23 protein-coding genes and 3 pseudogenes are annotated in these 21,775 nt (G+C 57.6%); 16 read left to right on the top strand and 10 right to left on the bottom strand.

The genetic code is table 11. The annotated features are described in order from the left end of the window. Nucleotides 1-131: 131 nt before the first annotated feature. Complete coding sequence (locus tag FHX10_RS10675; protein ID WP_097596031.1) at nt 132-401, bottom strand: 4-oxalocrotonate tautomerase; 270 nt, start codon at nt 399-401, stop codon at nt 132-134. A 42-nt stretch (nt 402-443) separates the two neighbouring features. Here FHX10_RS10675 and FHX10_RS10670 point away from each other — a divergent pair, with 42 nt between their 5' ends. The 3 genes from FHX10_RS10670 (at nt 444) to FHX10_RS10660 (ending at nt 3,077) form a co-directional block, all read left to right on the top strand. After that, entirely contained in the window at nt 444-1,328 is an 885-nt protein-coding gene (locus tag FHX10_RS10670; RefSeq protein WP_047611887.1) for a LysR family transcriptional regulator, read from the top strand. 206 nt (nt 1,329-1,534) lie between these two features. After that, the gene (locus tag FHX10_RS10665) at nt 1,535-2,377 is read left to right on the top strand and encodes a dienelactone hydrolase family protein (protein ID WP_047611885.1); all 843 of its coding nucleotides are present in this window, start codon (nt 1,535-1,537) and stop codon (nt 2,375-2,377) included. A gap of 214 nt (nt 2,378-2,591) precedes the next feature. After that, entirely contained in the window at nt 2,592-3,077 is a 486-nt protein-coding gene (locus FHX10_RS10660; RefSeq protein WP_097596030.1) for an AAA family ATPase, read from the top strand. A 20-nt stretch (nt 3,078-3,097) separates the two neighbouring features. On the opposite strand, the gene FHX10_RS10655 is transcribed toward FHX10_RS10660, so the two are convergent. Then, nucleotides 3,098-3,865, bottom strand: a complete 768-nt coding sequence (locus FHX10_RS10655) for an alpha/beta hydrolase family protein (protein ID WP_097596029.1) — start codon at nt 3,863-3,865, stop codon at nt 3,098-3,100. A 279-nt stretch (nt 3,866-4,144) separates the two neighbouring features. Between FHX10_RS10655 and FHX10_RS35570 the strand changes: the two are divergent. Then, nucleotides 4,145-4,445 (top strand): annotated as a pseudogene (locus FHX10_RS35570) (class I tRNA ligase family protein); the annotation flags it as partial. Between the two features lie 21 nt (nt 4,446-4,466). Continuing rightward, nucleotides 4,467-4,607: a GrpB family protein gene (locus FHX10_RS10645; RefSeq protein ID WP_141677034.1), complete on the top strand. Its 141-nt coding sequence runs from the start codon at nt 4,467-4,469 to the stop codon at nt 4,605-4,607. A 29-nt stretch (nt 4,608-4,636) separates the two neighbouring features. Here the strand turns inward: FHX10_RS10645 and FHX10_RS10640 are convergent, their stop codons facing one another. Continuing rightward, complete coding sequence (locus FHX10_RS10640; RefSeq protein WP_028758724.1) at nt 4,637-4,894, bottom strand: CrpP-related protein; 258 nt, start codon at nt 4,892-4,894, stop codon at nt 4,637-4,639. A 375-nt stretch (nt 4,895-5,269) separates the two neighbouring features. Here FHX10_RS10640 and FHX10_RS10635 point away from each other — a divergent pair, with 375 nt between their 5' ends. From FHX10_RS10635 to FHX10_RS10610, 6 genes are all read left to right on the top strand, one after another. Then, nucleotides 5,270-5,905, top strand: coding sequence for a LysE family translocator (locus FHX10_RS10635; RefSeq protein ID WP_245435084.1), 636 nt, complete (start codon nt 5,270-5,272; stop codon nt 5,903-5,905). A gap of 232 nt (nt 5,906-6,137) precedes the next feature. Next, complete coding sequence (locus FHX10_RS10630; protein ID WP_097596028.1) at nt 6,138-6,608, top strand: NUDIX hydrolase; 471 nt, start codon at nt 6,138-6,140, stop codon at nt 6,606-6,608. A gap of 175 nt (nt 6,609-6,783) precedes the next feature. Beyond that, nucleotides 6,784-7,164 (top strand): N-acetyltransferase, encoded by a 381-nt coding sequence (locus tag FHX10_RS10625; protein ID WP_246781219.1) that lies wholly within the window; start codon nt 6,784-6,786, stop codon nt 7,162-7,164. A 40-nt stretch (nt 7,165-7,204) separates the two neighbouring features. Continuing rightward, entirely contained in the window at nt 7,205-7,582 is a 378-nt protein-coding gene (locus tag FHX10_RS10620) for a VOC family protein (protein ID WP_097594688.1), read from the top strand. A gap of 139 nt (nt 7,583-7,721) precedes the next feature. After that, nucleotides 7,722-9,218, top strand: coding sequence for a WG repeat-containing protein (locus tag FHX10_RS10615; protein ID WP_097594689.1), 1,497 nt, complete (start codon nt 7,722-7,724; stop codon nt 9,216-9,218). Between the two features lie 5 nt (nt 9,219-9,223). Then, on the top strand, nt 9,224-9,841 hold the full coding sequence (locus FHX10_RS10610; protein ID WP_210294389.1) for a hypothetical protein: 618 nt from the start codon (nt 9,224-9,226) through the stop codon (nt 9,839-9,841). A gap of 189 nt (nt 9,842-10,030) precedes the next feature. On the opposite strand, the pseudogene FHX10_RS35010 reads toward FHX10_RS10610, so the two are convergent. Further along, nucleotides 10,031-10,141: pseudogene (locus FHX10_RS35010) on the bottom strand (TetR/AcrR family transcriptional regulator); the annotation flags it as partial. A gap of 256 nt (nt 10,142-10,397) precedes the next feature. On the opposite strand from FHX10_RS35010, the gene FHX10_RS10605 reads away from it, so the two are divergent. From FHX10_RS10605 to FHX10_RS10595, 3 genes are all read left to right on the top strand, one after another. Beyond that, nucleotides 10,398-11,483 carry a polysaccharide pyruvyl transferase family protein gene (locus FHX10_RS10605; RefSeq protein WP_097594691.1) on the top strand — a complete coding sequence of 362 codons (1,086 nt, stop codon included), beginning with the start codon at nt 10,398-10,400 and terminating at the stop codon, nt 11,481-11,483. Between the two features lie 19 nt (nt 11,484-11,502). Next, complete coding sequence (locus tag FHX10_RS10600; protein WP_097594692.1) at nt 11,503-13,017, top strand: lipopolysaccharide biosynthesis protein; 1,515 nt, start codon at nt 11,503-11,505, stop codon at nt 13,015-13,017. A 150-nt stretch (nt 13,018-13,167) separates the two neighbouring features. After that, complete coding sequence (locus FHX10_RS10595) at nt 13,168-14,259, top strand: acyltransferase family protein (RefSeq protein WP_029868310.1); 1,092 nt, start codon at nt 13,168-13,170, stop codon at nt 14,257-14,259. A gap of 55 nt (nt 14,260-14,314) precedes the next feature. On the opposite strand, the gene FHX10_RS10590 is transcribed toward FHX10_RS10595, so the two are convergent. Continuing rightward, complete coding sequence (locus FHX10_RS10590) at nt 14,315-14,908, bottom strand: TetR/AcrR family transcriptional regulator (RefSeq protein ID WP_029868311.1); 594 nt, start codon at nt 14,906-14,908, stop codon at nt 14,315-14,317. Between the two features lie 151 nt (nt 14,909-15,059). Here FHX10_RS10590 and FHX10_RS10585 point away from each other — a divergent pair, with 151 nt between their 5' ends. Continuing rightward, nucleotides 15,060-15,458: a RidA family protein gene (locus FHX10_RS10585; RefSeq protein ID WP_097542629.1), complete on the top strand. Its 399-nt coding sequence runs from the start codon at nt 15,060-15,062 to the stop codon at nt 15,456-15,458. A 171-nt stretch (nt 15,459-15,629) separates the two neighbouring features. Continuing rightward, nucleotides 15,630-16,166, top strand: a pseudogene (locus FHX10_RS10580) (LysR substrate-binding domain-containing protein); the annotation flags it as partial. Nucleotides 16,167-16,675: 509 nt separating this feature from the next. On the opposite strand, the gene FHX10_RS10575 reads toward FHX10_RS10580, so the two are convergent. The 5 genes from FHX10_RS10575 to FHX10_RS10555 form a co-directional block, all read right to left on the bottom strand. Further along, complete coding sequence (locus FHX10_RS10575) at nt 16,676-16,885, bottom strand: hypothetical protein (RefSeq protein ID WP_143542270.1); 210 nt, start codon at nt 16,883-16,885, stop codon at nt 16,676-16,678. A gap of 320 nt (nt 16,886-17,205) precedes the next feature. Next, nucleotides 17,206-18,081 carry an FHA domain-containing protein gene (locus FHX10_RS10570; RefSeq protein WP_097542630.1) on the bottom strand — a complete coding sequence of 292 codons (876 nt, stop codon included), beginning with the start codon at nt 18,079-18,081 and terminating at the stop codon, nt 17,206-17,208. 2 nt (nt 18,082-18,083) lie between these two features. Next, nucleotides 18,084-18,989, bottom strand: coding sequence for a type II secretion system F family protein (locus FHX10_RS10565; RefSeq protein WP_097542631.1), 906 nt, complete (start codon nt 18,987-18,989; stop codon nt 18,084-18,086). Continuing rightward, nucleotides 18,986-19,849, bottom strand: a complete 864-nt coding sequence (locus tag FHX10_RS10560) for a type II secretion system F family protein (protein ID WP_029868316.1) — start codon at nt 19,847-19,849, stop codon at nt 18,986-18,988. The genes FHX10_RS10565 and FHX10_RS10560 overlap by 4 nt, the downstream gene beginning before the upstream one ends. Before the next feature lie 10 nt (nt 19,850-19,859). After that, nucleotides 19,860-21,758 (bottom strand): ATPase, T2SS/T4P/T4SS family, encoded by a 1,899-nt coding sequence (locus FHX10_RS10555; RefSeq protein WP_029868317.1) that lies wholly within the window; start codon nt 21,756-21,758, stop codon nt 19,860-19,862. Between the last annotated feature and the right edge of the window lie 17 nt (nt 21,759-21,775).

Genomic DNA, 21,775 nt, shown 5'->3' with positions numbered 1-21,775 from the left:
GCGGTGGAGTGGCGGCGGCCAGTAAAATCACCGGCCGCCCTTCACATTCAGCAGGGAGCCGAGGGCCGGCTCCCCGTCCTATACCATGGCGGCGGCCCGCAGCTCGAGCCTTCGGCATAGCGGGTCGTCTGTCAGGCCTCGGATTTCAGCTTGCCGCCGACCGCCCAGGAATCCTTGGCGATCTCCGTTATCAGGATTTCCAGCGATTCCGGCGGGCACGCGAGGGTCTCGACGGCGGCCTTGGTTGCTTCGCGCGCGAAGGCGCGTTTCTGATCGTTGGTGCGGCCGGGATGCATCTGCAGGTGAAGAATGGGCATGGTCTCTTCCTTGGTCAGGTTGGTGATGTCCGTCGTCTTGGCGCGGGCATGGCGACCATGTTGTAAATTCGTCGGTTGATAAATAAGCTGTTGGTATCGTCATTCGAAACCAACAGGTAGGCAATCGTGGACAAGCTGGCCGGCATGGCGATGTTCGTCAGGGTCATCGACAATGGCAGTTTCGCGGCGGCCGCGGAGATCGCGCAAGTGTCGCCTGCCATGGTTGCCAAGCACATCAAGACGATCGAGACCCGGCTCGGGGCGAAGCTGATCCATCGCACCACGCGGCGCCATCAGCTTACAGAGGTCGGCCAGCTCTATTACGAGCGCTGCAAACGCGCGCTTTCCGAAGTGGCGCTGGCCGAGGCTTCGGCGAGCGAGCTGCAATCGGCGCCGCGCGGCCGGCTTCGGTTGGTGGCGCCGGTCAGCTTCGGCACGCAAGTCCTGGTGCCGGCGCTGATCGATTACCAGAACGCCTATCCCGACGTCAGCATCGAACTGTCGCTCGACAACAATGTCCATGATCTCGTCGGCGAGGGGTTCGAGCTCGGTATCCACATCGGCCCGCTCGCCGACAGCGGCCTGGTCGCCCGCCCGCTCACGCCCTACCGGCGGATTCTCGCTGCCTCGCCGGACTATCTTGCCCGCCATGGCCGGCCGGCCTCGCCGGAGGCTCTGGCGAACCACCTCTGCCTCGGCCACTCCTATTGGCGCATGCAGGATCGCTGGCACCTGGTCGGGCCGGGCGGCGAACTGCGCGATGTGTTGATCTCCGGAAAATTCTCGACCAACCAGGGAGCGGCGCTGCGCATGGCAGCACTCAGCGGCGCGGGAATTGCGCTTCAGCCGGAACTGCTGCTCGCCGCCGATATCACTGAAGGACGGCTTGAACGGGTACTGCCGGAATGGTCCTACAAGCCCGTCCCGATGCACCTCGTCTATGCGCCGAACCGGCGGCCGACAGCGATGTTGCGGACGGTGATCGATTTCCTGGTGGAACGGTTTGGCTGACGACGCTCGGCCAAGGCCGATGTCGCTCGTAAGGTTTAGCCTTGAGCTCTGTCCCCGGCTCCGGACTTACGCTTGGGGATAATCATTGAAGGCGACTATTTGCCGCGCCGCTTTAAAGCCTATGGACGTCGAAGTTTCCGCATCTAGATGATGATCGGTTGTGGATAGCGTTTGATCAACTGCCTGTCTCCCAGCGGAGCAACTCAATGCAAATCACAAAGCTTGTTTTCGGACTTTTGCTCATCGCTATCGTGCAGCCTGACCCTTCGGCTCACGCCGACGAGTTGGTGCGATTCGACAGCGCAGTCGTAAAGCCAAGTCCATTCCTGGAACGCAAGGCAAGGGAACAAGGTGTCAGTCTCCCGCAGGCCCAAGTCACGCACTTGCTGGGATATCTAAGCCGACCACAGGGAGATGGTCCCTTTCCGGCTATCGTCGTCATGCACGGTTGTGGCGGTATCCATGAGAACGTCAAGACTTACTGGCCGCAGCGGTTGACCTCATGGGGATATGTCGTGCTGGTGGTCGACAGCTTCACGACCCGCAACATCGACAACACCTGTGAGAGCTATCTTCCTGACCGGGTATTCGATGCCTACGGGGCTCTCGATTTCCTATCAACATACACCTTCGTTGATGCCCGACATGTGGGGCTGATGGGCTTTTCCGCTGGTGGCATCGCGACGCTGGAAGCCACGAAAACCGAGGGCAACGAACAGTTCATGGATCGGAAGTTCGAGGCTGCAGTCGGGTACTATCCGGTTTGCGCTCCCCACGAGGGCGATGCGACGGTGCCAACTTTGATCCTCATTGGCGACGTGGACGATTGGAGCCCAGCCGAAAGGTGTCGGCAGAGGGTTTCTCACATCAGTGGCAAAGGTCCGCCGATCGAACTCGATATCTATCCAGGTGCGTACCATGCCTTCGATGCTCCAGACGTCACAGTGGCAAAGACGGCATTCGGTCATCGGGAAGAATATAACGCGCCTGCTGCTGAGCAGTCCTTCATCAGAGTGAAGGCATTCCTGCACGAGTATCTCTCGAACTGAACGAACTGGCGGCAATTTGGCGGCGACGCGGGCTCGATGATGCGTCAGTCAGGTTCGCTTGCCGGCGATCAGCGGTGCTGATCGTTCTCGCCTTCCAGTCAGGCAAGCTTCGGGGCTGAGACTACTCAACTCGGATTCGATGCAATAAAGTTCACCGATCGGCTTCACGTTTGAAGCCCATCAGCAATCTACCCTCATTGAAGCAGGACAAGAGATGGACAGAATATTCATCGTAGGCAATGGCGGAAGTGGCAAGTCCTGGCTGGCCGGGCAACTAGCCCATAAATTGCAAATCCCAGCAGTTCATCTCGACGATCTTCATTGGCTACCGAATTTTGCCGGAGAGCGTCCGCGTGATGAGCGCGACCGACTGGTGACCCAGGCTGCGGGCAACAGCTCTTGGGTGATGGAGGGTATTTACGGTTCGATCCTCAGGCAGGTGATGACGCGTGTGACAACTCTGATTTGGCTCGACGTCTCTGACGATGAGTGTATTTCAAACCTTCTGCAACGAGGCCAAACCGGCGGCGGGACCGTGGAACAGTTCGAGGAATTGCTGGAATACACGCGTGGTTACCGTCTTCGGAAGAACCACATGAATTCCTTCGACGCACATCAATGTTTTTTCGAGGAGCATCCGTTGCAAAAGGTAAGGCTGTCCAGCCGCTCGGATGTTGCAACCTTCCTGTCGGCAATCTGAAGCCGAAGCTACGTGCCGCCTTAGTGATAGGTCACGATGGGATGGTACATCCTTTTCAGGAAGGGGCGGAGAGCTTCCTGCACGTGGCTCCTTGGAATTTGATGCCCACACTCAAACATGTGAAGCGTCACCGGGACGCCTGCATTGGATAGAGCTTTTGAGAACAGTTCAGCATGGGCAACCGGCGCACGGTTGTCATGCTTTCCATGCAGCAACAGCGTCTCCGACCGAACTTCGGGCGCGTAATGCAGCGCAGAGCGAGCCAGAAAGACCTCTCTCGACAGGCCCGCCTCCTTCTCGATAGCCCACCGCAAACCGTCTGAACTCGCGTGATAAGCGACTTCAAGATCGTAGACGCCGCCCGAGAGAATGACTCCCCGCAGATCAGAAATCTGGGTGGCAACCATTGCCGATGCAACGGCGCCACGACTGTTTCCATAGAGGACCATTCGGCTAGGGTCGACGGAAGGCTGTTCCCTCAGGAAGCCGAGAGCCGCAATGATCGCCTGCTGAGTTTTGGGACCGCAGAAATCTGGAGGCCCATCTGACGCCCCAAAACCGGGCTGCGAGACTGCCGCCGCAGTGATATTCAAACCAGAACAGAACCGAAGCAACGCGCCGCTATCGACCGCCTCTATCCCTCCAAGCAGACGGCCACCCTGGTTGCCGTGGACAAACAGGATTGCGCCTGCGGGCGTTTCGCTTGCGACCTGAGCTTGAAAGAGCTCGACCGTGGCTCCGTCACCCCGATCAATGAGATGTCGAGTTACTACCGGCATAACCACCATCAGGTTTTCTCGTGCGGGACAGACAATAGTACAACTTTTGGTATTGGCAACGTCCGTGATTGCTTGACGCGTCCTTTGGCATTCCCAGGGCATGCCGCTATTTGACCACCTCCGGCAAACCGCGGCCGGAATCGCCAAGGCGACGCCAGTCTGATGAGGTGAAGTTGACTGTGAACGCTTGTTGCTCCTTGTTGGCCGTTTCTTGCCTGATATGCATGCCGCGAATGAAGAGCGGCCGGATTTTGCAAGAGGCACAACCTGAAAGTATTCGCTCGACCGTCCCCGTTCGCTCCTCACATTGCCGAGGAGTTGTGGAGCAAACTTGGTCATGAAGAGACACTGGCTTTCGTTCCATGGCCAAGTTTCGATCCTGAATTGGCGGAGGAGGAGATGCGCGAGTACGTGGTGCAGATCAACGGCAAGGTTCGTCACCGTTTCCGAGCGGCGGCCTATCCTGGGGGAGGGTTTGCTGGCGGCAGCTCGATCAGAGCCTGAGGTGGTGACTTTGCTTGCCGGCAGGACCGTTGTGAAGGAAATAGCGGTCCCGGGTCGATTGGTGAACTATGTCACAAAAGGGTAAGGTTTGCTTCAAGGAGCAACGATGGCTGTAACCAGCAAAAACTCAATTTATGACAGCCGCTGGCCGTCTATGTTTCCTGCTGAGAAACAACGGATCGCGGGCTGCTTCGAGGGTGATGTCGCATTGTTTCACCAGCGCCCGAACACGACGCTTGGCGTTTAACTCAGGCATTGTAGCCAAAATTAACAACGTCACGCATCGAGCGCACCTCGTTTGGCAATCGAGATCAGCTCCTTGAAGTGAGTCACAATTCTACCTTCACGGCTGGCGTCCTCCGCTTCCCAACCGAACTTCCACGCGTCGTGACGCGCAAGCCAATCCCCCAGAGCAGCGCTATCACCGGTCGGCATCCTATGGGCCGCGAGGTATGGGTTCTCGTGAGCCTTCAGTCCGAGCACCCGCGCCCTCGAGCCTGCTTCCTGTAAATCGATCAGCTCTTCAATTGTCATACGCGATCCCCCACGATGGCGTCGACGGTAGCATCGAAGTCCGCGCATGCAAGCGAATGCTAAATTATGGGTTAATTTGGGACAGTTTCGATTGGAGAGCGCCTCTGGTCGGTCGGGCGTTGCACCGGAGTGTCAATGCTTCCTGTGCTTCATACTTGCCCCGCCGCCAATTGATCGCAGGAGCAGCAAATAAATCAGACGTACTGCCTAATTTCAGCACACCTCCTGACGAATTTATGCGCAACCATAAGTGTTGATTCTAGAATTTTTTACACGTAATAATGCGCCCGCTGAGCGCTACAAGTAGATAGGAGCGGAGTACTTTCAAGGCGGATATTGCAAGTTCGACGAGTTAACGGAGCAAAGGAGCGCATGATGGACCTACAAACAGTTCTGACGTTTAGCTTGGCTTTCTTCGTATTCGCAGCAAGCCCTGGCCCTGACAACCTGACGATCCTGTCGAAGACCGTGTCCAGCGGCCCGGCGCACGGCGTCGCCTATGGGGTCGGCGTCGTTTGCAGCATCTTCCTGTTCGTCATCTTCGCGGCCATCGGTTTCAACGCCATTGCTCAATACATGAACGAAAATCTACGTTTGATCCAATATGTCGGCGCTATCTACCTGATTTACACAGGGGTCACGATGTGGCGTTCGAAGCCGAACATAAAACCTCGTGTGATGAGGGGCGGCCTGATCCGCCTGTTCATTACGGGTTTTCTTCTCAATATCTCCAATCCCAAAATGCCGATTTTCTATCTGGCGCTACTGCCGGGCGTCTTGGGCATCCGGCCACTGACCATCCCCGACACCGTGGAACTGCTGGCGGTCATAGCCCTGATAGAGGTGGTCGTGGTCGGAGGACATGTGCTCATCGGCTCTAAAGCGAAAACGGCACTGGCCGATCCGAAAAAAGATCGGCATCCTCAACCGTGGCGCTGGAGCTTTGATGGTCGGGGCAGGGGTGCTTGTCGCCAGCAGATGATGCCGCCTCGAAGAGGGTGCGCCGAATAGTGACGCGCGATGACGGAAGCCCACGATGCGATAAGAGAACATGCGGGGATGGCTGACAGGCATCAACCGCTTCTCGGCCCCGAAAGATCAGAGGACTTCGAACGTCCGCTTCGGGCCGATAGCGGAAGATCGACCTCGGCTGGAATGCACCAATAGCGGACGTTGTGCACGTTGCGGAATTTCCTATTCTGCCGACTGACAAATCCAGCGGATCACTTTGGCGGAGAGGCTCATGATCGAAATCCCAATCCGTTGTTTTGCTGTATCGGTCGTCGTCATCCGCAAAAGAACTGCTCGACATGAGGTGCTGCTTTTACGCAGAAACCACACGTTGATTGGTGAGTGGTGCCAGGTAGCAGGCGGCATGGAGGACGGCGAGAAGGCTTGGGAAACTGCGCTACGAGAGGTCCGTGAAGAGACGGGCCTGATCTGCGACTTTCTCTATTCCGCAGATATATGCGAGCAATTCTATGAGGCTGATCGCAACGCCATCAATATGCTGCCCGTCTTCGTCGGCATTGTGGATACAGAGCAGCCAGTTTTTCTCAACGACGAGCACAGCGAATTTCAGTGGGTATCATTCGCCGAGGCTATGGAAATGGTGCCGTTCGCAGGGCAGCGCCATGTTCTAAAACATGTAGAAGCAGAATTCGTGAATCGGGAGCCTATTCGGCATCTGCTCATCCATGAGGTGTCGCGGTAAATTTAAATTTCTGCGACGCCTAATGACCGCTTCGGGCCGAGAGCAGTCAGCAGATCGCGTCCGCTTTGTACTGAGAGCGGTCATTGAACCGATGGCCGCAAAGAGGCATTGTACAAGCTTTCGCAATATATCGAGAGATCATTGCATGCTCCGAAATGCGGTTCCGAGTGACCTCTTGGCGCTGAAAGCTGTCCGTTCGTCAGTCGGCGAAAACATTTTGAGCGACCCCACAAAGGTTACCGATGATGATTACGATTGGTATGTAGCCAATCCGGGAGTGGCCGTTTGGGAAGAGAACGGCGATGTCGTCGGCTTTTCTGCTGCCGACCCACGCAACGGAAGCATTTGGGCGCTTTTTGTGGCGCCCGGATTTGAAAAAAAGGGAATTGGCTCCATTCTGCTGGCCGAAGCCTGCGCCTGCCTCAAATCTGCGGGCATCGAACGCGCCTGGCTCACCACCGATCCAAACACCCGAGCCGAAAAATTCTATCGAGCGGCTGGTTGGGAACACGCCGCCGAAAAGGACAATGAGCTTCTTTTCGAACGATCACTCTGAGGCTTGCGCCATTCCGGGAGAAAAGAAAGGGAGGCACCAGTTGGAACTGAGTTTGGAGCTATTTGTCGAAACGCCTGAGAAATCGTTGGATTTCTATCAGCGTGTCCTGAGTTTTGAAGTCCAAGGTTCGGCAAGCGCCGAATACACGATATTGAAAAACGGTGACGCAGTGATCGCGATCAATTCGCGCAACGTCCTTTCGACCGATCATCCGTTACGGGTCAAAACTGGCGAGAGAGTTGGCCTCGGCGTCGAGATCGTGTTGAAGGTCGCTGACGTCGAGGGTGCCTATCGCGCGGCAAACGAGAGCGGCTGGCCGGTCTCCGATCTTGCTCTACAACCTTGGGGGTCGCGTGACTTTCGCCTTGTCGATCCTGACGGCTATTATGTCAGGGTAACCAGCCGTCATACGAGCTGATGCACACCCAGACAGTTGCACAACGGCTCATCCATCGGCGGCTCCAATTTACCGGTGCAATTTTATCGAAAATCCTACCGCAATCATAACTTGTCCTGTTTCTTGTGGTCGACATGAATGTTCCTCACTGGAGACGCGCATGCCACGCTTTTTGGCGAACAGAATTTGGTCGCGGGAATGGTTCCGAGTCCCGCTGCTGGTCATTTCGCTCTCTTCCATGCCGTCCCATGGATTCGGCACCGACGACGTTGTAGCGAGTGGCAAGGCGATGGTTCCGTCGTGCGGCGGCATATTCGACTTGTGTGGTTATTCGGATCGACAGAGTGGCAAAGAGCTGATCCCGAAGGCATTCGAGCGGACTATGCTGTTCTCAGAGGGCCTGGCCGCCGTGCGCATGAATGGGCTCTTCGGCTACGTCAATACGGCAGGCAAGATTGTTATCGAGCCGCGCTTCGATCTTGCCGGGCCCTTCCACGAGGGATTTGCGGAAATACTCGTCGGTCAGCACACGGGCGTCGTCTCAGAAAGTGGGAAGGTGGTGCTGGAACCACAATTCGGTCGTTCGACGCCGATCATGGGCGATGTTCTCATCGTGCGGAAGGGTCAGTATCGGACTAAGCGACCTCCTGAAATGGAAGAGTTGGAGCCCTTCGATCTACTGTATGCCGATTATGGTCCTATGGGTCTCTACAGCCTGAGCAAGGGTTGGCTAACCGCATACACTTACGAATTTAAACCCTTCGAACGTGGCCGTCCAAATTACGTTTGGGCCCGCGATCTAGGTGCAAAGCAGCCGCGATTTGGCCTAATGAACAATAAGGGAGAGTGGAAGGTCGAACCGGCGTTCGACTCAGTTCAATCACTTCACGACGGTCGTGCTGTTGTTTCGATCAAGGTTGAAGACGCTGAAACACGCCGTGGACATTGGGGTGCCGTCGATCCGCAGGGAAAGCTGGTAATTCCCCTCGCCTACGACTGGCTGTCATATTGGGATCAGGGCTATTCGGTGGTGAGACTGAATGGCGAGGAAGGATTCCTGGATACTGGCGGCGATCTTCTTGGAGGTAAGTTCTTCCAAAGGGTCGAACGCGACCTCCAAGGAAAGCCGCTTAAAGTGCAACTCGATGGCAAATGGTTCGGCATCACTGCTGACGGGAGGCTTGTTGATGTCCCGGAGGAGAAACCTTTCCCATTGAGGATTAGTGAACCGCTTGTTCCTTCCAAGAATACCCAGTGCAAGAGCGGTGTTTCGATCGTACCGAATGACGGTGCTTGGGGGCTACAAGGACCTGACGGGCGCATGCTGGTCGAACCTGGGTTTGAAGCCATTTCTTGCTTCAGCCGAGGTGTCACCTGGGTGCCTGATGTTTCGAAGAATGCCTGGTGCCCAATCGGCCCAGATGGCAAAGCTCGGAACAAGCCCGATTGCCGCCCGACCTACTACGAGTTCGAGTTGCCCCATTACTATCCGGAGAAGCTCAACCCAGACCCATTCAGAAGCAGCGTCCTTTGGATGCAAGCCTACCTTAAGCACGGTGTGGACCCTTCGTATCCACCGCCAAAGCTGATCGGAGATGGAATACAAGGGACAGGCACCATTTCCGTGTCATGTAGGGAGATGATTGGGTGCGATTGACGCCAATGTCAGGGCTCGCGATCTGCCGAGCAGTCCGGGACGGCATCCAAAGCAAAACCTTTGTCGTCATCCTGGCACTTCTCACAATCAATTGGCCTCATTCTATCGGCGTTTCCGCGTTTGTAACGACCGCATTCGCCGAACTTGACCGGCGCCAGATATTGCCGCCGCTTCCCGGCATCGTCGCGGTCGACAGCCTGACGATAGCGCGCGGCGAGCGACCGGCCAGCGAGCTCTGGATTACGTGTTCAGAAGGACCGCAAATCAGGCTCGCGTTGAATACGCGCCTGCCTATCGAGGAGGAATTTGCACGCAATGGGACTCGCTCCCAGGAGCGAACGCACATCATCATTCTCGCTGAAAACATACGAACGGTCCAGGCCATCAAAAGCGCTCCACACATGCTCTTTGGGCAGACGACGTGGCGTCGCGATGACGAAAACGACGTCGTATTAACGCCGCCGTTATCAGTTGAAGAGGCTGGCCTGCTATCCCAGGCCTTTTTGCCCGCACCCCCTGCTGTCGTAAGAATAGATATCGCAGAAACAGGAACGGAAATGCGCGGTACTGTTGATGGTCGAGCCATCGCCGGGTTCACCAGGCGCTGCCTCGAAAACTCCTGATCTTCTTCGTCGATTGCCTAATCATACAGCCCCGATGACTGCAATCCCCCACTTTGATAGAACCCTACATCGTGCCAAATTCCGGAGTTGCGAACTCGACGCTATTGTCAATGACAGCAAGGGACGCACATCTGCGGAGGTTGCTTGGAGTGTCATTTCGCCCCAGCCGGAACCAACCCCTCTAGCAGATCACAAACGCTCCAAAAGCAAACCTCCCGCCGCCTCGACCGCCTTCGGTAGCACGCTCTGCGGGTTTTCGCTGGCGGCGACCCAGAGGGCAGCGTTGAGAGCCGCGCCGCTCTCCCTGATCTCCATCTTCGACGGTCCCGTCTGATCAACACTTCGTCATCCACGACCATTCCTCAGGAGCCGCTCGCCCGCGTCACGGGCATTTGCCAAGCCCAGGCTCGACGCTCGAACCTCGTGATCGCTGGTGGCCAAGACGTGAGACAATTTGCCCACTTAACTATGACCTAAAAGTAATTCATCCTCCAATTGACTCTTCAGAATCGCGGTTGTAATTGCTGTTTGAGTTTTGAAAATACAAGTTGAGTATATGCATCACCTCGGCGAAGTTGTAATACGACGACAAAAAGAAAAGTTGATTGAAATAGTAAGGAAATTTGTAAGCCGGGGACAGCCTTACGTTTTAATAAACTTTCCATCAAATAAAGATCCTGGCCATCACGCGAGTTGGCTTGGATTGGCGATAGTATTGCGCGAAGTAACGGGGCGCCTCCCGGTGCTGACGGGCAGCGCAGCGCAAAGTATAGATGAGATAAAAACAACACCAGGCGACGCTCCAATATTCATTTGCGGTGGAGCCGACCTTGGCGACGCGCAGGCGGGCAGGGATGATGTTCGCTACCGTTTGATGTGGAAATATCCGGATCGAACAATCATCCAGATGCCGCAAACGATCCATTTCGCAAACGAGTCCCTCAAGGAATATGCGAAACGTACGATCGGAAGGCATCGCAATTTTTTTTGGATGACGCGCGATCGTCAGAGTTTCGAGCTGGCGAAAGCCAACTTCGATTGTGATGTCGAGGCCGGCCCGGACACGGCATTCGGCATGGGAGCGCTGAAACCGTTCGAAGCCGATCCTCTCCGGGTATTATATGTCATGCAGCCTCTCGGAGAGGACGAGGTCGATATAGCGAAAGCGCGAGCGATCGTTGACGGACCTCTTACCAATTGGATCAACGGTCCGAACAGTTTGTCGCGCATGCGCAAGTCGAGCGTCGTCAAGTCGGCGTTGCGGCATGGCTTTAGCCGCACAGAGATGATCGCCCAGCATCGTCAGGATGTCGCGGCTCGATATGTCGATTACGGCGTGAAGATCCTCTCCGGCGCACAACGGATCATCACCAACCATCTGCACGGTCATATTCTCTGTCTTTTGCTGAATAAGCCGCATATCGCGGTTGCGAGGGACGGAAGCAATCTGCACGACGTCATCGGTAGCCAGACTGGCGATAGCCCTCTGGTGGAGAAGGCGACAAATGCCGGTGAGCTTTTGGCAGCAATGTCTCGCCTGCCGTATGAGCTGGGAGGAACTTGGTACAAGTCGAGTAAACCCATGCATCCAAGTCCCGCTGTTCCGGCCCCAGATCTAATACCTCAACCCTCCATAGTCTGATTCCCGGTAGGAGTTCACTTTGTCGGTTTTACGAGACGACGATATTCTGTTCAGCCATGTCAGTGAGAACCGATCCGCCGCAGCCGTTACGGGTGCTTTCTGGTCGGCGCTGAGCACGCTTATTCCGACAGTCCTGACTTTCGCAGTCTTTGTGGTGACGTCTCGCGTTCTCCAGCCTCAGGATTTCGGCCTTGTTGCGCTGGCCTTCAGCATCGTGTCGTTTGCCGGCAGCTTTGGACCGACGGCATTTGGCGAAGCGATCATCCAAAAAGCCGAAATCAGGCGCAGCCATCTGGATACGATATTCCTGCTTTCGCTCGCTTTTTCATTTTTGATCTATGGTGCTTTGTGCATCGCCGCTTCGCCAATCGCGGCCTATGTGGGGCATGAGCAAATCACACCCCTGATTTACATCATGGGATTGAAGGTTTTCTTCGACTTCACGGCCGTCGTTCCGAATGCAATTGTCAATCGGAAGATGTCGTTTCATCTGGTAGCCGTCCGCACTGTGATTGCGACGATCACTTCTGCCTGCATTTGCCTTGTTTTGGTTCTCGCGGGTTTCGGCTTGTGGGGGCTTGCGATTGCGCAGATCGCGGCCACAGCGGCATCATGCGGCGCCGCTTTCTGGGGCGCCGGGTGGCGGCCCGGGTTTCACCTGAAAAGAGCAAGCCTCAACGAGCTCCTTCACTATGGGTTTTTTGCATCCGGCACTCGGTTTTTACAGACAATGAGCTTGGACAACCTGCTCATCGGGGTGCTCTTGAGCCCATCAGCGCTCGGGATCTATAATTTTTCCAAGCGTTTGTTCGATATGATCAACAACGTCATCGCCGGGGGCTTAACATCCGTCACGCACGTCTTGCTTTCTTCATTGCGGGCCGATCCGAAGAAAGTGCGAGAAGCATTTCTCATGGCGACGTTTGGCTGCGCTCTGGTTTCCTACCCCGTCTTCATAGGCCTTGCTGCCGTCGCCGATGATGCGATCACGACAATTTTCGGTGCACATTGGATCGCGGCCGTTTGGCCGGTTCGGTTCTACTGCGTCATAGGATTGATGGCCGGGATCGGCTACGTGCAGGCATCCTTGATCAAGAGCCAAGGAGAGATGGATTGGTGGTTTTACTACCAGCTGGCACGAAACCTCCTCACACTCCTGACGATCGCAATTCTCTATCCCTACGGCGTCACGACAATCGTTTTCGCCATCATGATCGAAGTTCTGTTGTTTTGGCCGATCACCAGCTGGAAGGTTTCGCAGCATATAGAGCTGAGTATCCCGGCATATCTGGCGCAATTCCTGCGGCCTACCATGGCCTCTGCAGGAATGGTTGCAGTCATTTTCCTCCTCCATGAATTGCTCATTCATTGGTCCCCGTATCCACGCTTGGCCGTGGAAATCCTGGCAGGCGGCATGGCTTACTGCGGTCTGATATTCGTTCTGTGCAGAGCTCGTTTAAATGTCTTGATCGGCAGTATAAAGCAGGCACGGCAGCGCAAGAGTAACAGGGGTGCGGTTGCCAACCCTGCATGATTTCCAGGCCATACCCGCATAGACCTGTGTCGCGATTGATCTGGTGCTCAAGCCGTCATCTGAAATTATCAGAACGTCGCTTTGGTGACGTTCTCATCCACCGCATCCGAACGCCTCTCAGACGCAACGCGCAATAGGATAATCCATAAGATGACTAGCCTCGACCGCGGTTATTCGCCATCGGCGATGGACGACGTAGGAGTCTCGATTGCCGAGCGCAGCCGTTACTACACGCTCGATGCCATGCGCGGATTTGCCGCTATCTGTGTTGTCGCTACACATTTCCGGGAGAGCTATGCGCCTTCGGCCTATCTGGCAGTCGATTTTTTCTTCGTTCTCAGCGGATTTATTATCGCGGATATTTATGGAAAACGGCTCTCGCGCGGTCTGCTGTTCCAGTCGTTTATGGCGGCCCGCATCAAGCGCCTTTATCCGCTCTATTTCATCGGAATTGTGGTCGGCCTCGTCCAGATCATTCTGCTAACAAACTGGGGGCTGAGAAATCAAAGCGTCCTCGACCTGCTGGTGTCGACGACTGCGAACACGTTCTTTCTGCCGAGCCCGATGTATTTCCTTCAAGCGAATCCGATGCAAGGAATGTTTCCGATCAACGGTCCGGCATGGTCGATGTTCTGGGAGCTGTTGGTGAATATCGTCTTCGCCCTGTGGCTTTTTCGGCTCTCCGTCCGCGCGCTCTGCGGCGTTGCATTGGTCTCGGCTGCGTTTTTGGGTTTTGTCGGTCTTAAATACGGCATGTTGAATATCGGCTGGGAGTGGCCCTCAGCGGTCGGTGGACTGCCAAGGGTGATGTTTTCGTTTACGGCAGGGGTGGTGATAAGCCGCCTCTTCGGCGGCATGCCCGCCTGGAGGAAGGGTTGGGTCGCCATTGTGCCGTGCCTTCTTCTGATGATTTGCATTGCGGCGCCGGTTCCTGTCGTGTTGCGGCCTTACTACGACTTGATGTTCGCGATGGCCTTGGCCCCGCTCATCGTGATGCTCGGCCTCTTTCTGGAGATGCCCGCAAAAGCCGAGGCGTTGGCGACGTGGATTGGCTATATTTCCTATCCTGTCTACATCTTGCACCGCGGGGCGATCGGCGTTTTCAAGCCGGTTGCGGCGTCGATGGGATTGAATGGCCCTCTCGCATTCTCAGTGTTTCTCAGCGTGGTCCTGTGTTTCGCTTATCTGACCGCTCGTCTCGTTGACAAAACGATGGCCACACGGACTCGTCGCGCTCGATAAGTTGCGTCCGCTACGCCATGGGCTTTCTGTTTGGCGAGAGAACCTCTCACGACGATCACGAACGCTCCAAAAGCAGACCTGCCGCCAAGGCATGAAAGGCCTCGACCGCCTTCGGCAGCACGCTCTGCGGGTCGTCGCTGGCGGCGATCCAGAGGGCGGCATTGAGAGCCGCGCCGCTCAGCAATCGGGCAGCCGCCTCGGCGTCGAGCGGCTTGAGGATGCCTTGTGCGGTCAGGCGCTCCACCGTGCTCTTGGTCACCTGTAGACAATTGTTCTGGCTGGGCCATTGCGAGGGATCACCCAGCACCGCTGGTCCGTCGAGCAGAACGATGCGCTGGACTTCCGGATTGAGCGCCATCTCGATATAGGCCGCGCCCTCGGCGAGTAGGCCCTGCCAGTCGTCACCCGCCCGAGACCCGATCTGTTGAGCGCGCGCCGCCATCTCCGTGTCGATCTGATCGACGACCGCCGCCAGCAGCCCGCGCTTGTCTCCGAAGTTGTGGTAAAGCGCGCCGCGTGTCAGGCCGGCGTCAGCCGTCAGCTCGTCCATCGACGCTGCAGCGTAGCCCTTTTCGGCGAAAGCCTTTCGCGCCGCCGCGATCAGCTTGGCGCGGTTTTCCTGCATCGTTTCATTGCGTGTTTTCGCCATTCGACCCCTCAATTCACATACGAAGCGTATATTAACTTGACATACGATGCGTATGTCAGTTACTTCACATACGTACCGTATATCAAATCGAGCACGCTTGTGAAGCATTCCCCGCGCTCACCGGTCTTTGCCAACATCAAGAGAGATCAGAATGACCCAACGCGAAGCAATCTTTCCTGCCGAAAGGCACGCTCTTTACGAGGAGCACGGCTATTCCGCCGCCATCCGGTCCGGCGATCTGCTGTTTGTATCCGGACAGGTCGGCAGCCGCTCCGACGGAACGCCCGAACCCGATTTCGAACGCCAGGTGCGGCTGGCCTTTGAAAACCTCAAGGCGACGCTGAGCGCCGCCGGCTGCACGCTGGATGATATCGTTGACGTCACCTCCTTCCACACCGACCCCGAAAACCAGTTCGGGACGATCATGGCGGTCAAGCAGGAGATTTTCAGCAAGCCACCCTATCCGAATTGGACGGCGCTCGGGGTAAACTGGCTCGCCGGCTTCGACTTCGAGATAAAGGTCATCGCCCGCATTCCGGCAAGTCCTTGACATCGCCACCCGGCGCGCGGGAAATCCTGCCATGGTCTGTCGGACGAGCACTCTGCGGAAGAAGGATCCTGCGATGGAGCACTTCGACCGAACTCCGCCATTGCTCGGAAGCACCAAAGGAAAAATCGGCGAAATCAGTTGGCCGTAGGATGGCGGGCGGGGAGGCGGCGGCAAGACGTGGTGCCGACGCTGATCGATTACCAGAACGCCTATCCCGACGTCAGCATCGAGCTGTCGCTAGACAACAATGTCCATGACCTCGTCGGCGAGGGTTTCGAGCTCGGCATCCATATCGGTCCGCTATCGGGCAGCAGCCTGGTCGCCCGCCCGCTCACGCCCTACCGGCGGATCCTCGCTACCTCGCCGGAGGATCTGGCGAGCCATCTCTGCCTCGGCCACTCCTATTGGCGCATGCAGGATCGCTGGCACCTCGTCGGACCGAGAGGAGAAATGCGCGATGTGTTGATTTCCGGAAAATTCTCGACCAACCAGGGGACGGCGCTGCGCATGGCAGCGCTCAGCGGCGCGGGAATTGTCCTTCAGCCGGAACTGCTGCTCACCGCCGACATCACGGAAGGCCGGCTCGAGCAGGTGCTGCCGGAATGGTCCTACAAGCCCGTCCTGATGTCCCTCATCTATACCCCGAACCGGCGGCCGACGGCGACGCTGCGCACGGTGATCGATTTCCTGGTGGAACGCTTTGGCTGACGGCATCGGGCCGAAGCCTGCCAGACATTGAACACACGCTGACTGCCAACTTCTTTGGCAGGTATCTTCCATGAAGTAACGTCTATATATTTAATATGATTAAAATTTAATATTATAAGGAATTCGCAAATACCCCACAGAAACATGAGGCCTTATTGAAAAATCGACGAGATTACTTAAAATATATCTCCCGCCGACATTGACATCTCCATGCCACCCAAACATCGGTAAACCAAAAGATGAAAATTGCACGTCACGCTTGAGTAATTCCGCGACTGCACAAGCATTGAGGGATTTATGCTTTTTCTAAGCTTGCCGTGGGTGATTGGCCCCATTCCAATTGTGGCGACTGCGTGGGCTGCATACGTTTGCATTATCAGTATAGCAAAGAAAAGAGGGGCTGGCGGTGAGGCGTTTTTAGCTGGCTTACTGTTCCCAAGCGGGCTGACTGCAATATCGTGTCAGTTTTTTCTATCGGATTATAATTTAACTGCGCTGCTGATAAGCAGTCAAATAATCTCAAGTGCATGCTTCCTTTTTATACTGAACGCCAGCACATCGTCGCGATTGTTTGGCGCATCTGAAGCACAGTCTTCAGCTAGTCCTCCGGTCTTCTCGAGGCCTTTCGTGATTTTGTCCGCTTCTTTCATCATTTTCAATGTGTTTCTATGGCGGTTTCCTGGGCCTAATCGCTGCACTATCGGAAAATGCTTTGTCATGGAGTGGGGCCTAGGAAGGATAGATCGTGTTTTTTCAAGAATTTACTTAGAAACAATCTTGGGAACGATCATGTTGGCGGGAATAATTTCTCATCTTTTGCGGTTGTTTCTGAAAATTAGGCGCGCGACCGATATTCGAATTAAATAGTGGGGATTCCGTATTGGCAGACGTTGTCATTGTCATACTCTAGCTCGCGCGCTCAGACAGAAGTTGTAGCGCGTCGTCTGGATGACACCACCGTCAGCGTTTGGTTTCTGATAGTCGGGCTTCTGCTCTGCACGTGGCCCTCCAGATGTCGGCGACGGCGCAGAACCGGAAATCACCGCCGTGCCGGCGGCTTCGTGGCGGCGCGGCGCTGCAGCGCGAAACGTGCAGCCGAGCAGTTGACGTCGGGCACGAGATCGTAGGTCTGCTGGTAGAGGCTCTGCGCCAGCGTATTGTTGCCGCGGGTTTCCGAGGCGAGAGCGGCGAGCGCCGTGCGCTTGTAAGCCTCGACGATCGGTTCGGCGGCCTTTGCCAGCGCCGCATCGTCGGATGGTTCGGCGCTCAGCGAAAGGGCGGCATAGGTTGCGTCGCCATCCCTGCCGACGCGGCCGCCGACGGCGCCGTTGAAGCTTTGCTCGGAAACCTGGCGCATGCGCCGGGCATTCTTGATGCATGTCGGGATGCGGGCGGCTTCCGCGTTGATGCGTTCCGCCGTCGGGCCGCCGTCCGCGCTGCCGCTGTCGGACAGGATGACGTAGCCGATGATGCCGACGATGGCGAGATAGGCGACCCCCATGCCGGCGAGGAAGGCCGGCTGCTTGAGCAGCGATTTCTTCGGCTTGTCGTCACCGGCCTTGGAGGCCTCCTTCTTCGGCGCCTCCTTGGCGGCGGCTTTGACGACGAACTGGAATTCGACGTCCTTGCCGAGACGGAAGCTGTCGCCAGCTTTCAGCGAGGCCGTCTGCAGCAGCGCTTCGCCGCGCAGCATGATCGGGTTCAGACCCATGCGGCGAATGATGAAGCCGCCGTCGCTCTGGCGCTCGATGCGCGCATGGATCGGCGCCAGGAACGGATCGTCGACGACGATATCGGCGTTGGAAGCTCGACCGATCGACATTTCCGGCCGGTCGAGCACATGGCTGCGGCTCTGGCCGCCGGGCCCGGTCTGCAGCAGGCTTGGTTTGTTTCCGCGAAAAAAGGAAAAGGCCATGATCAGAACATCCCACTCGACATCATCTCGACGATTGCCGGCGCCAGCACCAGAAGAAGGATCGACACGACGATCATCATCGCCGGCATGACGATCTTGGCTTTCAGCTTTTCACTGGCCCTGTCGGCCTTTTCCCAGCGGCGGAAGCGCAGGTCGCGCGCATGTTCGCGCAGCAGCTCGACGCGGTTGCTGCCCTCGACTTCGCCCTGAATCACGGCGCGAATGACGCGCACGACCTCCTCGGCGGTCATGCGACGCTCCAGCCGCTGCAGCGCCTCGACCATGCCGGTGCCGAGCGCGACGTCCTTCAGCGTCTGTTCGATCTCCTCGCTCATGACGGTGCCGGGTGCGGCCTCGGCATAAAGCCTCAGGCTTTCCGGCAGCGTCGCCTGCGCCTGCTGCGTCATGACGACGAGATCGAGGAAATAGGGAAATTCGCGCGAGATGCGCTCCTTGCGGTCCTGCATCTTGTCGTCGGCGACGACCCAGAAATAGATCGCGGGAATCAGGCCGAGGATCAGCCCGGCGACCAGCCCGCCGATCACGCTGCCGCTGGCGATGCCGAACAGCACGCCGAGCAGGATGAAGCCGAACAGGCTGAGGACGACGAGAAGGGCGATATATTCCCGCCCCGTCACGCCGCCGAAGGGCCGGCCGCCATAGATCAGCTTCTGCTCGAGCTGGGCGCCGTAATCGGCCAGCAGCGGCTCGAAATGGGTCAGCACGAATTCGACAGGCGTGCGCATACCGATGCTGTCGACGATATTCGGCGGCGGGCCATCGCCGCCCGCGGACCGGCGCACCACCTGGATGCTGCCGAGCAGATCGCCAATCCACCAGACGAAGAGGGCGGCGGTGATGCCGGCAAAGACGACGGCGATCGGGGCGAGGGGTATTTGAGACATCATACCGACACCTTCATCATCGAGCGCATCCAGAAGAAGCCGGTGGCGTAGAGAATGGCGCCGACGATCGCGATGACGATGCCGATGGCGTTGCCGAACACCTTGTCGATCAGTTCCGGCTGGCCGAAAAAGATCATCAGGATCATGAACAGCGCGCCGCCGTTGACGACGCGGAAATTCATGCGCGCCTGCGACGACGAGGTGGTAATCTTCTGGTCGAGCTTCCAGATCTCCTTGAAGGATTTCGACATTTCCGTCAGCGGCTCGGAAATGTCGCCGCCCTGGCGGGCAAAGAGGCCGAGGGCCGCATCGACCATCTTGAAGTGCAGGCTCGGCACGTTGCGGCCGTGGCGGTCGAGCGCCTCGACCAAGCCGATGCCGAGCTTCTGTTCGCGGGCGATGCGCTCGAACTCGCGTGAGGCCGGCATCTGGCCGGTATCGGCCACCGCATTGACGGCGATGGCAAGCGGCTTGCCGGTGCGCACTGCCGAGACGATCTGGTCGACGGCATAGGGAAGCTGCGATTCGATCTGCAGCCAGCGGCGCTGCAGGAAGTAGCGGATGATCGCCTTGGGCAAGAAGAAGGCGACCGGGATGGCGATGACTATGCCGGCGATCGGCCCGAAGATCAGCGAGACCACCACGAAGACGAGGATTGCCGTGATGCCGTAGGCGAGGATCATCGTATAGGGCGGAACGGCATCGCGCCCGAAGACCTGGGCCGCCTCGCTGGCGAGCGCGATGTCGCGTTCGGTGGCGCGCAACAGCGGCGCCGGCCAGCGCACCGGCGCGCCCCAGACGAGCAGTCCCGCCGTCACCGCGCCGAGGGCGACCGTAAAGATCTGCAGAATGCTGATATTCATGGTTTCCCCCTCAAACGAACATGTCCAATTTTTCGATTTCGCCGTCGTCGTTGAACTCGACGAGCTCGGCGACGAAGCTCGGCAGGTAACCGGTGAAGGCATGCACTGCCTGGCCGCCGGCGCGGCCGACGAGATGGAAAATCGGCTCGACGATGACAAGGCCGGTATCCGGATCGATGCCGATCACCTCGGATATCTCGGTGACGGCGCGCCGGCCGCTTTCCAGGCGGTTGAGTTGCACGACGAGCTCGACGGCGGCGACGATCTGCTGGCGGATCGCCATCACAGGCAGCGAGCTCTGGCCCTGCAGCACCATCACCTCCAGGCGGGTCATCATGTCTTGCGGCGTATTGGCATGCGCCGTCGTCATCGAGCCGGCATGGCCGGTGTTCATCGCCTGCAGCATGTCGATCGCCTCCGCGCCGCGGCACTCGCCGACGATGATGCGATCGGGACGCATGCGCAGCGCGTTGCGCACCAGGTCGCGGATGGTGACGCTGGTCTCGGATTCCGCCGTCTTCGGCCGCGATTGCAGGTAAACGACATGGATGCCGTCGAGCTGCAGTTCCGACGTGTCCTCGACCGCCACGACGCGCTCGCCGACCGGGATGAACTGCGACAGGCTGTTCAACAGCGTCGTCTTGCCGGAGCCGGTGCCGCCCGAGACGACGATGTTCTTGCGGGCGCGGACGGCCGCCTCGAGGAAGGCGCGCATCGGCTCGCTGAGCGCACCTGCGGTGACCAGCTTGCTAATGTCGAGCCGCGACTTGCCGCCGAACTTGCGGATGGTCAGGCAGGCGCCCTTGACCGCCAGCGGTGGAATGACGGCGTTGACGCGTGAACCGTCCGGCATGCGGAAGTCGGCCATCGCCTCGCTCTCGTTGATCGAGCGGTTGGAATCGACGGCGATGCGCTCGATCACCTTCATCAGCTGCCGCTCATTGGCAAAGGCGAAGGGGTAGCGCTCCAGCAGGCCGAACTTTTCGACATAGATCTCGTCGTACCGCGTCACCATGATTTCCGAGATGACGTCGAGATCCATCAGCTCCGAGATCGTCCCCCAGCGATACATCAGCTCCTCGATATTGGAGCGCAGATGCATATGGGCGATCTCGTAACGGTCGCCGGCATTGAAAAGCGCCTGCCGAGCCTGGAAGGCGGCGCTGAAGCGGGTGTCGAGCTGGGCGAAGTCCGCGCGGGTGGATTCGAAGTTGAGCTTCAATTGCAAGGCCGAGATCAGCGCCTTGCCGACGTCGAACAGGCGGCGGTTGTCCTGTTCCTCGCGCGCCAGGCTTGCGGCATTCGACGAGGCGTCGCGCCGGCCGGTGCGGGCGATGCGTTTTGCCAGCCATCGATAGACGGCGTTCTTGATGACGAGGATGACAAGATCCTGCGGCGCGCTGTCGAGCGCCTCCTTGATGAACATGTCGAGACGCTCGCGGATGCGGCCGCGCGTCTCCTCGCGGCCGAAATCGGAAGATTTCACCAGCCGGTCATACTGCGTGTCTTTTAGCAGTCGCTCATGTATCTCCATCTGCAGCGCCAGCACCCGTTCCTGGTCCGGAAACTGCGTGACCGCCTCAGGCGCTGCCACCGGCTCGACGAGTTCGATCGTGACGTTCGGCACCCAGATCGACATGCCGGCCGAGACCGCGACCGGCGTGCCGGCCCGAAGCGGCTGGTCGTCGACGCGCGTCGGGTTGCGCCCATGATGCTGCACCGACCAGCCCTGGCCCGATTTCCGCAGCACGAATTGCGGCGAGGAGACATGGCTGCCGCGCAACCGCACGACGCCCGCACCGGCCGGCAGCGTCAGCGTGCTGCTTTCGCCGACAAAATAGGTCTCATTCGCCGAGAGCGGGATCACCTCCCGACCGCTGCCGTCCTCATAGGAAATTTTCAACAGCATGGCTCATTCCCCCGCGA

Source organism: Rhizobium sp. BK591 (assembly GCF_014195045.1).
Lineage (GTDB): Bacteria > Pseudomonadota > Alphaproteobacteria > Rhizobiales > Rhizobiaceae > Rhizobium > Rhizobium anhuiense.
Note: the sequence above shows the minus strand (reverse complement) of the source record. Positions and strands in the feature narration are given on the sequence as shown.